Annotated in this window: 11 protein-coding genes; 7 read left to right on the plus strand and 4 right to left on the minus strand. The window is 63.1% G+C overall.

What is annotated here, in order from left to right; genetic code table 11:
* Positions 1-30: 30 nt before the first annotated feature.
* Entirely contained in the window at positions 31-828 is a 798-nt protein-coding gene (locus FVF58_RS05740) for a DeoR/GlpR family DNA-binding transcription regulator (RefSeq protein ID WP_149669139.1), read from the minus strand.
* Between the two features lie 341 nt (positions 829-1169).
* On the opposite strand from FVF58_RS05740, the gene FVF58_RS05745 reads away from it, so the two are divergent.
* The 7 genes from FVF58_RS05745 to FVF58_RS05775 all read left to right on the plus strand — a co-directional run bounded on the left by FVF58_RS05745 (position 1170) and on the right by FVF58_RS05775 (position 8258).
* Positions 1170-2165: a 2-keto-3-deoxygluconate permease gene (locus FVF58_RS05745; protein WP_149668928.1), complete on the plus strand. Its 996-nt coding sequence runs from the start codon at positions 1170-1172 to the stop codon at positions 2163-2165.
* Positions 2162-3505: a four-carbon acid sugar kinase family protein gene (locus FVF58_RS05750; protein ID WP_149668929.1), complete on the plus strand. Its 1344-nt coding sequence runs from the start codon at positions 2162-2164 to the stop codon at positions 3503-3505. Before FVF58_RS05745 ends, FVF58_RS05750 begins: the two co-directional genes overlap by 4 nt.
* The gene (gene pdxA / locus FVF58_RS05755) at positions 3502-4503 is read left to right on the plus strand and encodes a 4-hydroxythreonine-4-phosphate dehydrogenase PdxA (RefSeq protein WP_149668930.1); all 1002 of its coding nucleotides are present in this window, start codon (positions 3502-3504) and stop codon (positions 4501-4503) included. Before FVF58_RS05750 ends, pdxA begins: the two co-directional genes overlap by 4 nt.
* A gap of 85 nt (positions 4504-4588) precedes the next feature.
* Positions 4589-5191, plus strand: coding sequence for a TetR/AcrR family transcriptional regulator (locus tag FVF58_RS05760; protein WP_149668931.1), 603 nt, complete (start codon positions 4589-4591; stop codon positions 5189-5191).
* Between the two features lie 99 nt (positions 5192-5290).
* Positions 5291-6445 carry an alcohol dehydrogenase gene (gene yqhD, locus FVF58_RS05765; protein WP_149668932.1) on the plus strand — a complete coding sequence of 385 codons (1155 nt, stop codon included), beginning with the start codon at positions 5291-5293 and terminating at the stop codon, positions 6443-6445.
* Positions 6446-6487: 42 nt separating this feature from the next.
* Positions 6488-7390 carry an NAD(P)-dependent oxidoreductase gene (locus FVF58_RS05770; RefSeq protein ID WP_149668933.1) on the plus strand — a complete coding sequence of 301 codons (903 nt, stop codon included), beginning with the start codon at positions 6488-6490 and terminating at the stop codon, positions 7388-7390.
* A gap of 418 nt (positions 7391-7808) precedes the next feature.
* Entirely contained in the window at positions 7809-8258 is a 450-nt protein-coding gene (locus FVF58_RS05775; protein ID WP_149668934.1) for a hypothetical protein, read from the plus strand.
* A gap of 70 nt (positions 8259-8328) precedes the next feature.
* On the opposite strand, the gene FVF58_RS05780 is transcribed toward FVF58_RS05775, so the two are convergent.
* From FVF58_RS05780 to FVF58_RS05790, 3 genes are read right to left on the minus strand one after another with little or no spacing between them, the layout of a single operon-like run.
* Positions 8329-9798 carry an efflux transporter outer membrane subunit gene (locus FVF58_RS05780; RefSeq protein WP_149668935.1) on the minus strand — a complete coding sequence of 490 codons (1470 nt, stop codon included), beginning with the start codon at positions 9796-9798 and terminating at the stop codon, positions 8329-8331.
* Positions 9791-10978: an efflux RND transporter periplasmic adaptor subunit gene (locus FVF58_RS05785; protein WP_149668936.1), complete on the minus strand. Its 1188-nt coding sequence runs from the start codon at positions 10976-10978 to the stop codon at positions 9791-9793. The genes FVF58_RS05780 and FVF58_RS05785 overlap by 8 nt, the downstream gene beginning before the upstream one ends.
* Positions 10968-14159, minus strand: coding sequence for an efflux RND transporter permease subunit (locus FVF58_RS05790; protein ID WP_149668937.1), 3192 nt, complete (start codon positions 14157-14159; stop codon positions 10968-10970). The genes FVF58_RS05785 and FVF58_RS05790 overlap by 11 nt, the downstream gene beginning before the upstream one ends.
* Positions 14160-14473 lie beyond the last annotated feature (314 nt).

Raw genomic sequence — 14473 nt, forward strand, 5'->3', positions numbered from 1 at the left:
GCCGCGCGGCGCCGACGCCTCAAGACACGATCACGGTCCGGGCGTCAGGGGCTGGCGCGCCTGCTGCGGCGCGCTTTCGATCGTCACTTCGCTGTGCAGCAGGAACGTTGTCAATTCCGGCGCGCCCGGTTGCGCATCGGTCACCAGGGTCCAGTCGCGCTCGAGTGGTGTCCAGTGCTGCTGGCTCGCGCGATCCAGTTTGTGCGATGTCACCAGCACGAAGACGTTGGCCGCCTGCCTGATGATGCATTCCTTCAGATAGGCCTGCTCGGCGGTCGCCTCGCAGAGCCCGCGGCCGGCGACTACACCATCCGCGCCAAGAAAGGCCTTGTCGACAGACAGGCGGTTCAACGCAATCTGCGCGAGCGGCCCGAGCGTGCTCATGCTCGAGGGCCGCAGGTCGCCGCCGATCAGCGTGACTGGCACGTCGCTCGATGCGAGCAGGCCGATTGCCAGCAGGTTGTTGGTGACCACCCGAATCTCGCGGCGTCCGGCCAACAGCCGGGCCATGGCAGCGGTGGTGGTGCCGCCGTCGAGAAAGATGGTGTCGCCGTCCTGAACGTGGCTCACCGCCGCCTGCGCGATCGCATCCTTTTGCTCGCGGAAGCTTTCGCGCCGCAGATCGAGCGACTCTTCGGGTTCGTGAATCCCGACCGAGGCGGCCGCTCCCCCATACGTGCGCACGATCAGCCGTTCGTCGGCGAGCGCGCGCAGGTCGCGCCGCACGGTTGCTTCGGACATGCCGAAATGCTCGCACAGGGCGCCTACGTCGTTCATGCCGGACAGGACGGCCTTCAGCATTGCCTCGCGGCGGTTCGTAACTTTCATGGTGACAGAGGGTAGTGGGTCGTCCGAATGGTGCGCGCAAGAGGCGGGAAAGGCGCCAACGGGCGTAAGTGTAATCAAACCAGTTGCCGGGGCAACGCCGCAGGCAGGGCGCGCCGCGTCCGCGGGGTCGTCACGGTATGCAAGCGCCTTTAGCATATTTTGATCGATTCGATCAATTTTGGCTGGCGTCCCGCGTGAAACGGCGTGTTTGCGGCAAATTTGCCAATTCTGCGACTTCTCGATGATTGAATTGCGCATCGCCCCTTCGTCACGTACACTTCGAATGACCGAATAGATCAACTAAAATGATTGCTTCGATCATTTCCAAACAGGAGACAATGATGGCCCAGCTTCCTATCAAGCGCGCAATCGAACGCGTCCCGGGCGGGATGATGATCGTCCCGCTGCTGTTCGGCGCACTGATCGCCACCTTCTTGCCGGACACGCCGAAGTTTTTCGGCTCGTTCACGAATGCGCTGTTCACCGGCGCGTTGCCGATCCTCGCCGTGTTCTATGTGTGCATGGGCTCGTCGATCGATGTGAAGGCAACGCCTTATCTGCTCAAGAAGGGCGGGGCGCTGTTCGCGGCGAAGGTCGGGTCGGCGATTCTGGTGGGTGTCGTGCTGGGCCACTTTCTGGGTGAGCAGCCGGTTTCGTCCGGGCTGTTCGCGGGAATGTCGACGCTGGCGGTGGTCGCCGCGATGAACGACACGAACGGCGGCCTGTACATGGCGTTGATGGGTCAATATGGCAAGTCTGAAGACGTCGGCGCTTACACCATCATGTCGCTCGAATCAGGCCCGTTCCTTACGATGGTCACGCTCGGCGTGGCCGGGCTGTCGGCGTTTCCGTGGCAGACGCTGGTCGGCAGCATCCTGCCGCTCGCGGCCGGCATGCTGCTCGGCAATCTGGACCGTGAGATGCGCAATTTTCTCGGCCGCGCTGTGCCTGTGATGATTCCGTTCTTCGCGTTGGCGCTGGGCGCGAGCCTCGACCTGCACAAAGTTTGGCAGGCCGGCTTGCTCGGCATGGGCCTCGGCGTCGCGGTGGTGATCGTGACGGGCATCCCCCTGTATCTGACCGATCGACTGACCGGCGGCACGGGTGTCGCAGGCGTGGCGGCAGCCAACACGGCGGGCAACGGAGCGGCTGTGCCGGCGCTGATTGCAGCGGCCAACCCGGTCTATGCCGAGGCCGCGAAAAGCGCGACCTTGCTGGTCGCCTCGTGCGTCGTCGTGACTGCGATCGTGTCGCCGATCCTCACTGCGGCCGTCGCAAAGCGGGTTGGCAAGCATGCCGATGCCCGTCGCGCTGCCGCCCTGGAGGCGACCCGGTGAGCAACACGAGCATTCTGATCATCGCCGACGACCTGTCCGGCGCCGCCGACTGCGCGATCGCGTTCGCGGGTGCGGGACGCAGTACGGCGGTGACGCTGAACGCGTCGCGCGCGATGGGCGCGGCGCAGGTGATCGCGGTGGACACGGACACCCGCCGCATGCCGCCGGCCGAAGCCGCGCACCGCACTTGTGCCGCGTGGCTGGCGCAGCGCGGGTTGGGGCGGCGTCTGTACAAGAAAATCGATTCGACCTTGCGCGGTAACTGGGCTGCGGAAGTCGCCGCGTTGCAGCCGCTCGCGGGCCTCGCCATCGTCGCGACGGCCTTTCCCGCCACCGGGCGCACCGTGCGCGAGGGCCGCGTATTCGTGCGCGGCGTGCCGCTCGAAAACACGGAAACGTGGAAGCTCGAACACGCCGCGCATTGCGCAGACCTCAACGCGATGGTCGAGGCCGCCGGATTGCGCACCGCGGCTCTGGGTATCGACGCGCTGCGCGGCGATCCCGCGGCGTTGCGCGATGCCATTGCCGCGGTCGCGAAGAGCGGCGCGCAGGCGCTCATCGTCGATGCGGACACTGATGCGGATTTGCGGGCACTCGCGCAGGTGACGGCGTCGATGGACGAAGCCCTGTTCTGGGTCGGCTCAGGTGGTCTGGCTCGCGAACTGGCTTCGCTGAGCGACCTGTTCGATGTTGCCACGCAAGCCGCGCAAGACGTGCCGCTGGAGTCGCAGCAGCAGAGCAGCGCGATCCTGATTCTGGTGGGCAGCCTGTCGGCCGTCTCGGAACAGCAGTGCACCATGCTGCGCGAGCGAGCGGGCGTGGGTGAACTGATCGTGCCGCCGGTCGTGCTGCGTGCCGGCGAGCTTCATCTGGAGTGGGCCGGCTGGCAAGCGCGCGTCGGCGCGCATCTGAGCGCGCACACCGACTTGCTGGTGCGAATCGGCCGCGACGATCTGTTCGATCCCGCCGAGGGCGCCCAATTGTCGGCGGCGCTCGCTTCGCTCGTCGCACCGTTTTTCACGCATCTGAGCGGCTTGATCGCGACTGGCGGCGAAACCGCGCGAGCCATGCTCGGCACAGCCGGTATCGACAGCCTGCAACTGCTTTCGGAAATCGAGCCGGGGGTGGCGGTGGGCCGCCCGCACGGCAACCCGCGCCTCACCGTCGTCACCAAAGCCGGCGCCTTTGGCAGCGAGCATGCGCTATATGGCGCCTACCTTCATCTGCGCGGCACACCGGAGTCCGCTTACAGCGAGTCCGGATCGACTCGCCCGAGCGGCACAACGACATCTTCGCCGGCGCGCGAAACGAACCAACGTCATTCAGGCAAAACATCATGAGCAACTATCTTCCAGTCATCGGCATCACGATGGGCGACGCAGCGGGCGTGGGTCCGGAAATCGTCGTCAAGAGCTTGACGCACGAGTCCGTCTATCGGCAGTGCCGCCCGCTTGTCATCGGCGATGCGGCGCGCCTCGAGCAAGCCAACCGGATTGTCGGCGGCAGCACGAAAGTGCGCCGCATCGCGAAGCCGTCGGATGCGCACTATGAGCGGGGCACCATCGACTGTATCGACCTCGCGCTGATTCCTGCGGACTTGCCGTTCGGCGTGCTGTCGGCGCTCGCGGGCGACGCCGCGTATCAGTACATCGCGCGCGCCGTCGAACTCGCGAAGGCCGACGAGATCGATGCAATCTGCACGGCGCCGCTGAACAAGGAAGCGTTGCACGCGGGCGGTCACAAGTATCCCGGCCACACTGAAATGCTCGCGCATCTCACGGGCATCGAGGAGGTGTCGATGATGCTGGTCGCACCGAAACTGCGGGTGATTCACGTGACGACTCACATCGGCATTATCGATGCGATCCGCAAGATCGAACCGGGCCTCGTGCAACGCACGCTCGAGCGAGGTCATGCGACGCTGGTCAAAGCGGGCATTGCCAATCCACGCATCGCTGTGTGCGGCATCAACCCGCATGCCGGTGAAAACGGCCTGTTCGGTTACGGCGAGGAAGAGGAAAAGATCGTTCCCGCCGTACAGGTCTTGCGCGAACGCGGCTGGGACATCGAAGGGCCGCTGCCTGCCGATACGCTGTTCTTCCGTGCGGGACGCGGCGACTTCGATCTGGTGGTGGCGATGTACCACGACCAGGGCCATGGACCGGTCAAGGTGCTCGGCCTCGAAGCCGGCGTCAACGTGACGGTCGGCCTCGATGTGATTCGTACCTCGGTCGATCACGGCACGGCGTTCGATATCGCAGGCAAAGGCATCGCTGACGAACGCAGCCTGCTCGAAGCACTGCGCCAAGGCGCCGAACTCGCAACGCGCCGCGCGTGACGCGGCTTGAAATGGATGTCGGTGCACGGTGCCGCCCGCTCGCGCGGCGTGACAGCGTGCCGTTAGGGCTGTAGCTGCAATGTCTATGCACACACGACGTACTGAAGATTTTCGCGAAAGGCTACTCGAAGCGGGTGTCGCGCTGTTCGCCGAAACGGGTTATCACGGCACCGGCGTAAAAGACATCGTCGAGCGTGCCGGCGTGCCGAAGGGCTCGTTCTACAACTACTTCGAGAGCAAAGAGACATTCGGCGCGGCGATCCTGCAGCACTACGCGCAGGAGCAGGCCGATGAATGGAATCAGTATTCGCGCGAAGCGGCGTCAGCTGATCCGCTACTCGCGCTTCGCGGCATCTACGAGCGCATCGTAGCCGACTACGAAGACTGTGACGACCGCTGCGGTTGTCTGGTCGGCAACTTTGCGGGCGAGATTGCACAGTCGAGCGATCTGTGCCGGCTCGCTGCGCGCAGGACGGTCAATGAATGGCGTGTCGGCTGTGCCGATTATCTGCGTCGCGGCCAGGAATACGGCTCCGTGCGGCGCGATATTTCGGCCGATGCCATGGCTGACCTTTTCTGGAACGCATGGGAAGGCAGCCTGCTGCGCATGAAGCTGGACGACTCGGTCGAGCCGCTGAAGGCTTGTGTGCATTCAATGTTCGATCTGTTTTTCAAATCCCCGCGGTAACGGTCGTAGCTGGTCCGAACGGTGTCTGGTTTCGAACCGGACAACCGTTTATTCCGGTTTGAGACGACCGGTCATTTGAATGTAAGGAAGAGAGATTCAATGCAGAACTTTACGTTTCAGAACCCCACACGAATCATTTTCGGCGAAGGCCAGATTGCCGCGCTCGATGCTCACGTCCCGCCCAACGCACGGGTGCTGATTACGTGCGGCGGCGGCAGCATCAAGAGCAACGGTGTGCTCGCGCAAGTGCAGGCGGCGCTCGGTGAGCGCGCGTGGCACGTGTTCGGCGGCATCGAGCCGAATCCCACTTACGAAACGCTGATGGAAGCGGTCGCGCTCGCCCGTGAGAAGAACATCGACTTTTTGCTGGCGGTGGGCGGCGGCTCGGTGATCGACGGAACGAAGTTCATTGCGGCGGCGATGAAGTTCGACGGCGAGCCTTGGGACATTCTGGCCAGGCAGGCGCCGGTGCGCGATGCGGTGCCGTTCGGCAGCGTGCTGACGCTGCCCGCGACCGGTTCGGAAATGAACAATGGCAGCGTCATCAGCTACCGCGCGAAGGGCGACAAGCTGTTCTTCACGAGTGACGCGACCTATCCGCTCTTCTCGGTGCTCGATCCGACCACGACGTATTCGTTGCCGCCGCGGCAGATCGCCAACGGCGTGGTCGATGCGTTCGTCCATATCGTCGAGCAATACCTGACCTACCCGGTCGATGCAAAGGTCCAGGACCGCTTTGCCGAAGGGCTGCTGATCACGCTGACCGAAGTCGGACCGCAAGCGCTTGCTGAGCCGCACAACTATGCGGTGCGCGCGAACCTGATGTGGACGGCGACGCTTGCGCTGAATGGCCTGATCGGCGCGGGCGTGCCGCAGGACTGGGCCACGCACATGCTGGGCCACGAGATCACCGCGTTGCACGGACTCGACCACGCGCAAACGCTCGCGATCGTGCTGCCGGCCATGCTGAGTGTGCGCCGCGAGTCGAAGCGCGGGAAGTTGCTGCAGTACGCCGAACGCGTCTGGAACATCACCGAGGGCAGCGAGGACGAGCGTATCAGTGCGGCGATCACGGCGACCCGCGTGTTCTTCGAACGCATGTCGTTGGGAACCCGCTTGCGCGATTACCAGATTGGCGGGCAGTCGATCGGCACGCTGATCGCGAAGCTCGAAGAGCACGGGATGACGGCATTGGGCGAACACGGCGACGTGACGCTCGACGTGAGCCGTCAGGTCTATCAATTTGCAGTCTGAACCGGCCGCGCATTCGCGCGGCTGATCATTTGGAGTGTCATTGTGAAAATTGGATTTGTAGGACTTGGCTCGATGGGCGCCGCGATTGCGAAGAACCTGATCGATGCCGGGCATGACGTGCAGGTTTTCAACCGGAGTCCGGCACGTGCCGAACCGTTGCGCGAAGCAGGGGCGAGCGTCGCGTCGAGTCCCGCGCAGGCGGCGCTGGGGGCCGACGTGGTGTTCACGATGGTGGCCGACGATGCCGCGCACGTCGCGGTCACGTTCGGCGAGGCGGGCATCGCCACCACGCTGAAACCGGGTGCGCTGCACATCTCGATGAGCACCATCAGTGTGGCCACCGCGCAGGATCACACGGCGAAGTATCGTGAGGCGGGTCTTGCCTTCGTGTCCGCGCCGGTGTTCGGCCGGCCCGATGCCGCGGCGGCGCGCAAGCTGTTCATCATGGCGGCCGGAGCGGACGAGCACCTCAAGGTTGCCGTGCCGCTTCTGGAAACGCTTGGCCAGTCGGTGGGCATTGTCGGCGAGGATCCTTCGCAGGCCAACCTGGTGAAACTGATCGGCAATTTCATGCTGTCCGTGATCATCGAAACGCTGGGCGAGGCGTGTGCCGTAGCGGGCAAGGCCGGCATCGATCCGATGCGTCTGGTCGAGCTGTTGACGAGCGCAAACTTCAACGCGCCGCCATACAAGATCTACGGTCCGCTGATTGCGTCGCAGCAGTTTCAGCCGCCTGGCTTTTCGTTGCCGCTCGGTCAGAAGGATAACCGCCTGATGCTGGCAGCCGCTGAGGCACTTGGCGTTCCGCTGCCGCTCGCAAGTCTCGTGCACGACCGGTTCCTGACGGTGCGCTCGCAAGGGCTCGGCGCTGAGCATGACTGGTCGGCGGTAGCGCTTTGTGCGCTGTCCGATGCCGGCTTGAGCAAGGCGCTTCACGGCGGCTGAGCACAATGAGCACGATGCCGCTCGTTATGAGCGGCATTCGACGTGTCGCGTCTCCTTCCTTCAAGAATCGCCAAACTTCCGGTCGAGTGTTTCCTGGTTCATCAGTTATGCAAACGGATGGCGATCGAAAAACAAGCTCCTCAATCCGTCTCCGTCTGATCCAGGCTTTTCTACAAGTCGTCTCGGAGTTCAAATGTGGCTAAGCGCCGCAGTGCCGTTGCCATCGAGGTGAATGCGGCCCCGGCCATATCGCTATAGAATTGACGCGGCACAACCGTGAATGTCGATTATTCGCAAGCCAGTAGGGCCGTTTCGCAACTCTCTCTTCGATACACTCTCAATGTCCCATAGTACTCGCCGGCCCACGGGCCGCGCTTCTGTTGGTCGGCGTCACCTGAGCAAGGAGATGCTGCTCCCAATGACGAAGCAAGCTGTCGCCGATATCTCGCTCGCGAATCACCTTGCTCTTGCGGTCTGTCGCAAAGGGCAAGGGAATGTTCATCTGATCAATGAGCTGAACAGAGTCGTATATCTGACGTACTACTTACAAGAAGCTGGATTCGGTGATGCGCCTGTCGATTTGTACCGACGTGCGGAGGCTGCATTGGATCAGGCTGCTGACAGGTCACAGCGTGACGGAGTGGGGCAGGTCAGCGCCGAGGCCGCATCCATGCTCGAAGAAATCCTGGCCATTCACGATCAGCAACTGACGGCGGCTGCGATCAGGCACGTGATCGAGGCCAATGCGCGGTTTTCGAGGTTCATCAAAAGCGACTTTCGTTCGCCAATTTCGAAAGACGCACAGACGACCGATCGCCGGGACGACATTCATCTCACCCTTTCCGCGGCCGCCAGCAGGTTGCAATAGAACGGACGGGGAACGCGCTCCGAAGTAGTCAACATTCGGGGCCTGCCGTTCCCGCGCCGTGCAGATGTGCTCAGTTGGCGCTGCGTCCCGTTGCTGTCGCGACGAGTGCCGGCGCTGCAGCCGCTTGGGCGAGTTCATCGCTCGACCATCCACCGCCGAGCGCATGCAGGAGCTGCACATTCGCGCTCAGCTGGCGTGTCTGGATATCGAGCACGCTGCGTTGTGCGTCGAGTGCGACCGTCTGCGCCTGCACGACATCGAGGTAACCCACTACGCCCTGGCGATATTGACGTAACGCGAGGTCGACCGAGTACCCGGCGGCGTTTGCTGCATCCCGCTGCTCGCCAAGCGCATTGCCGAGATACGACAGCAGCGCAAGGTTGTCTTCAACTTGCTGGAATGCAGACAGCACGACACTGCGATAACGATCTCCCGCTTCTTCGGTTGCCGCTTTGGCGGAATCGAGTTGCGCACGACGGTACCCGCCGTCGAACACGTACTGCACGAGCTGCGGGCCGACCGCCCAGAACAGATTGGGCGCGCTAACCAGGCCGGCGTAGGCTGCGCTTTGCACACCACCCTGCAAGCTGAGCATGATGTCGGGGAAGTAGGCGGCCCGCGCGACGCCAATTTTTGCGTTGGCCTCGGCCACCCGGCGTTCCGCTGCAGCGACGTCGGGTCGTCGCTGCAGCAGCGTCGAGGGCAGGCCGGTCGGAATCGCCGGCAACGCGATGGCGGCGGTCTGGGGCGGCAGGCTGAATTCGGACGCGGAGGCGCCAACCAGGACCGCGATCGCGTGTTCGATCAGAGCCCGTTGCGCCAGGTTCTGTGACAGCTGCGACTTCGCCGACGACAGTTGCGTTTGCGCCCGGGACACGTCGAGGCCCGACACGATCCCACTGTTGTGCAATGTTTGTGTGAGCTGCAGGGCCTTCGCATAGGCCACGACAGTCTCGTTCAACAGCTCGGATTGCTGGTCGAGGCCGCGCAAGCGAACGTAACTATCCGCCAGTTCGACCTGCAGGCTCAGCCTGACCGAGGCCAGATCGGCTTGGGTCGCCTGCGCCTCGTCCTTGCCGGCCACCACGGAGTCGCGCACGCGACCCCAGAGGTCGAGGTCGTAGTTGATTTCGCCACCAAGCGTGACGGAGTTGAAGTCGTTCGGGCCGCCCACGCGCAATGGCCGGTTGTCGGACTGGCGCTCACGCAGCGGCTCGGCGCTCACGCTGACCGACGGGTACAGTCCCGACTCGACCTGCGCCACGAAAGCCTGCGCTTGCGCATAGTGCGCGTACGCCGCGCGCAAGTCGGTGTTGTTGGCCAGTAGCCGCGCTTCGAGATCGTCGAGCTGCGCGTCGCCATACATCTTCCACCAGCCGTTGCGGTCTATGCGGTCGGCGGGCTGTGCCGTGGTCCACGGCCCAAAGGTCTTGTATTGCGCAGCGACCGGCGTCGGCGGGACCTGATATTGCGGCGCGAGCGAGCAGGCGCAGAGCGCGACGACGCTCGCGAGAAGCGCCGGAAGTCCATACTTAACCATGTGCAACTGCCTTCTTGTCGGTCGCCGTCGCAATCTGTACGCTGTCGCCGTCAGCGAGTCCGTCGGGCGGTGTATCGATCACGCGATCGGTCGCGGCGAGCCCTGAGTCAATCTCTACGGCGTTGCCCAGGTCGCGGGCGATCTTCACATGCTTGAACAGCACGTGACCGTTCGCGCCAAGTGTGGCGACGACGACACCGCGGCTATCGAAGACGAGCGCGCTGGCCGGTACACGAAGCGCATCGGCGGAGGCGGGCAAGGAGAATTTCAGGCTCGCGAACCCACCCGGCAGCAGCTTGCCGTTAGCGTTGTCAACCAGCAGTTGAACCAGCGTCGTTCCCGAACTCGAATTGACCGAGTCCGCCGCAGCAATCACGCGCGCGGTGAACTGCTGATCGGGATACTCGGGAACGGTCAGGATGGCGGTCGTGCCGTCGTGTATCGCCGGTGCGTAATTCTGCGGCACCTGCACATACACGCGTAACTGCTTGACGTCGGAGACCGCAAACAGCTCCTGTCCGACCCCGCCGCTGCCGGCGTTGACTAACGCGCCGACGTCGGTATCGCGCGCGGTCACCACGCCGTCGAATGGCGCAACGATGCGCGCGAACGCCTTGGTGGCGACGAGGCGGTCAACGTTGGCCTTCGCGGCCGCTACGATCGCCTCCTTGGCGGTGTAGTCAGCGGTGCGTTGGTCGACATCCTGCTGGGCGACCGAATCCGTGCCGCTTAGCGCTTCCCAGCGCTTGGCGGTCGTACCCGCAACGACAGCGTTCGCCTGCGCGCTCTGGAGATCCGCGCGTGCCTGCAATAGCTGCTGGTCGAGCTCGGGCGTTTCGATTTCGGCAAGTACCTGCCCCGCTTTGACCGGCGCGCCGATATCGACACTCCATGATTTCAGATAGCCGCTGACCTGCGCGAAAATCGGCGCCCGCGTATACGCTTCGAGGCGGCCGGGCAGTTGCAGCGAGGGGCCGTTGGCGTCGCGCGAGGGCTGGATCACGTTGACGGTCGGTACGGCCTGGGCGTCAGTCCAGGTTTTCAGCTTGCGTGCATCGGCGGCTCGCAGCGTGATCCCGGCAACGACGATGCCTAAGACGACCAGCAGGCCGACCACGCCTGCTACCAGAACCGGGCGGCGCGACGGTGTATCAGTGGGAAAAGCGGATTCAGACGACATGAGCAGGACCTCGCGAGACGGATGCCGGGGTAGCCGCGCGCCCGGCGCGCGTGTGCACGATGCAAAAAATGACGGGGACGAGGAACAGCGACGCGGTGGTGGCAAACAGCAGACCGCCGATCACGGCGCGGCCAAGCGGCGCGTTTTGCTCACCGCCTTCGCCGAGGGCGAGCGCCATCGGCAGCATGCCGATGATCATGGAGAGCGCGGTCATGAGCACAGGGCGAAAACGCGTAAAGCCGGCTTCGAGGGCGGCCTTGAACGGGTCGCCGTGTGCGGCAAGTCGTTCGCGGCAGAAACTGACGACCAGAATCGAGTTGGCCGTCGCCACCCCCATGCACATGATCGCTCCGGTCAATGCGGGTACGGAGAGCGTCGTGTGGGTCGCGAACAGCATCCAGACGATGCCTGCCAACGCTGCAGGCAATGCGGTCACGATCACGAACGGGTCGGCCCACGACTGGAAATTGACCACGATCAGCAGATAGATCAACAGCACCGCGCCAAGCAGGCCGAACAACATGCCGGCAAAGGCGCTGTTCATCGTCTGCACCTGGCCCAGCAGCGCGACGGCGGAGCCCTTGGGCAAGGTGCTGGCGTTGTCATGCACGATGCGCTGGATATCCGACGCCACCGCGCCGAGGTCGCGGCCCTGGGTGGCCGCAAAGATCTCGACCATCGGCTGGATGTTGTACTGACTGACAACCTCGTTGCTGCTGGCGCGTTCGACTGTCGCCAGACCACCGAGGATCTGCGCGGTGCTTCCGCCGCTGGCCGTGATCGGCAGATTTTGCAACGCGGCGAGCGAGTCGAGACTGTATTGCGGCGTTTGCATCACGATCGGATACGAAACGCCGTTCGCGTTGTTCAGCCAGAACGTGGGCGCGACCTGGCTGGAACCCGCGAGGTTCACCACCATGCTGTTCGTCACGTCGCGCTCGGTAATGCCGAGCAATTGCGCGCGCGTGCGGTCGACGTCGACATTGAAGGTCGGGTTGCCGTGCGACTGCTCGATTCGTGCGTCGACTACGCCCGGCACATCGCGAACCTGGCGCAGCAGACGGTCCGCGTATGCGTAGTTGGCGTTCAGGTCGTTGCCGCGAATCTGCAAGTCGATCGGCGCCGGCGAGCCGAAGTTCAGGATCTGACTGATGATGTCCGCCGGCGGGAACGAAAACGTGACGCCCGGGAATTCGCGCGGCAACCTCTCGCGCATGATGCGAACGTACTCGTCGGTTGGACGATGGCCATCATTCAGCGCGATCTGGATGTCGCCGTCCTGCGAGCCGACCGTACCGGTGTTGTTGTACGCGGTATTGATGCCGCTGACGGGCAGACCCATGTTGTCGACCACGGTGCCGAGATCCGAAGGTGGAATGATCTGGCGGATCGCGCCTTCGACATTCGCGAAAATCTGCGCGGTCTTTTCAATGCGAACGCCGACCGGTGCGCGCACGTGCATCAGGATCTGTCCGGAATCGACCGAAGGAAAGAAGTTGCGGCCGAGGAACGGCACCAGCGCGAAGGAGAGGACAACAAAGCCGAGGAAGCCGCTGACGAACGGACGCCGGTGGCTCAGCGCGAGTTCGAGCAAGCCGCGGTAGGCGCTACGCACTTTTTCAAAGCGCGCTTCGAAGCCACGCTGGAAACGCGCGAGCGGTCCAGGGCGCTTCGTTTCATGGGCGTGCTCGTCCTGCACATGCTGTTTCAGCAGGTATTTCGCCATCGTCGGCACAAGGGTTCGCGACAGGATGAACGACGAGATCATCGCGAAGATCACCGCTTCAGCCATGGGCACGAACAGAAAGCGCGCGACGCCATTCAGGAAGAACATCGGCACGAACACGATGCAGATACACAGCAGCGAGACGAACGCCGGCGTGACGATCTGCGCGGCGCCGTCGAGAATAGCCGTCTCCACCTCCTTGCCATGCTCGAGGTGCCAGTTGATGTTCTCGATGGTCACCGTGGCATCGTCGACCAGAATCCCCACCGCTAGTGCGAGCCCGCCGAGCGTCATGATGTTCAAAGTCTCGCCGAGCGCGGATAGCGTCGCAATGGAGCCCAGGATTGCGAGTGGGATCGAGGTTGCGATGATGATCGTCGAGCGCCAGCTGCCCAGGAACAGCAGGATCATCAGACTCGTCAGCACGGCCGCGATCACGCCCTCGCGCGCCACGCCGGTGATGGCCGCTCGCACGAACAGCGACTGGTCGCCGATGGGTTCGATCTGCAGATTCGCGGGCCACGAGGCTTTCCCTGCAGCAAGCCGCTCCTTGATGCCGGAGATGATGCCGAGCGTCGAAACCGAACCGTTCTTGAGCACGGACATCAGCACCGAGCGCCGGCCGTCGACGTGCACGATATTGGTCTGCGGCGGGCTGCCGTCGCGCACATTCGCAATGTCACGTATATAGACCGTGGTGCCATTGGCCGCCTTGACCGGCAGATCGCCCAAGGTTTTGATTGCCGATGGCGCATTGTTCAATTGCAGCGTGTACTCGTAGTCACCGATCTTTTCAGTGCCGACCGGCGTAATCAGGTTCTGGCCGGCAAGTGCGTTGGCTACGTCCTGCGCGGATAAGCCGCGCGCCTGGAGCGCCGCTGGGTCGATGTCGATCTGTACCTGACGTGTCTTGCCGCCGAACGGGTACGGAATCGCCGCGCCTGCGACCGTCGTAAGAACCGGGCGCACCGCATTCAGGCCCAGGTCACCGAGGTTCTGTTCGGAGAGTCCCTTGCCGGACAGCGCCAACTGGATGATCGGTACGGTCGACGCGTTGTAGTTCAGGATCAGAGGAGGTGTCGTCCCTGCGGGCAACTGCCGTAATTGAGTTTGCGCGACCGAAGTCACCTGCGCGTTCGCCGTGCTGATATTCACGCCCGGCTGGAAGAAGATCTTGATAATGCCAAAGCCGGCGACCGATTCCGCCTCGATATGCTCGACGTCGTTCACGGTCGTTGTCAACGTGCGTTCGAACGGCGAGGTGATTCGGCCGACCATCTGGTCCGGCGGCAGACCCGTGTACTGCCACACGACGCTGATCACCGGAATCTTGATATCCGGAAAGATGTCGGTTGGCGTCCTCATCGCGGACAACGGGCCGATGATGAGAATGAAGATCGCCAGGACTACGAAAGTGTAGGGTCGCCGAAGGGCGATACGGACTAGGCCGAGCATGAGAATTCCTGAGCTTGGGGTAAAACGTAAGAGTGTCTTGGCGGAGGCTAGCGCGGCATGCGATGACGCGCAGCCGCGCGCTTATACCGGACACAAGCACAGGACGAGCTTGATCTGACGGTACATTCGACTGTGACGGAATACTGGCTAGGGCTTCGCATAATCTGCATTTCTTGAGAACTGCTCTGCTGCTTAAGATCAATCAAAAAACTTGCGTGCATCTTTCAATTGCCCGGCGTTTAGGAGAGAAAGACATGCGCAACAAAGAAGGTTGACTTGGGATACGTGCCGACGTGCCGCAATGCAACCCAAGC

Source organism: Paraburkholderia panacisoli (assembly GCF_008369935.1).
In the GTDB taxonomy this organism is placed as follows: Bacteria; Pseudomonadota; Gammaproteobacteria; order Burkholderiales; family Burkholderiaceae; genus Paraburkholderia; species Paraburkholderia panacisoli.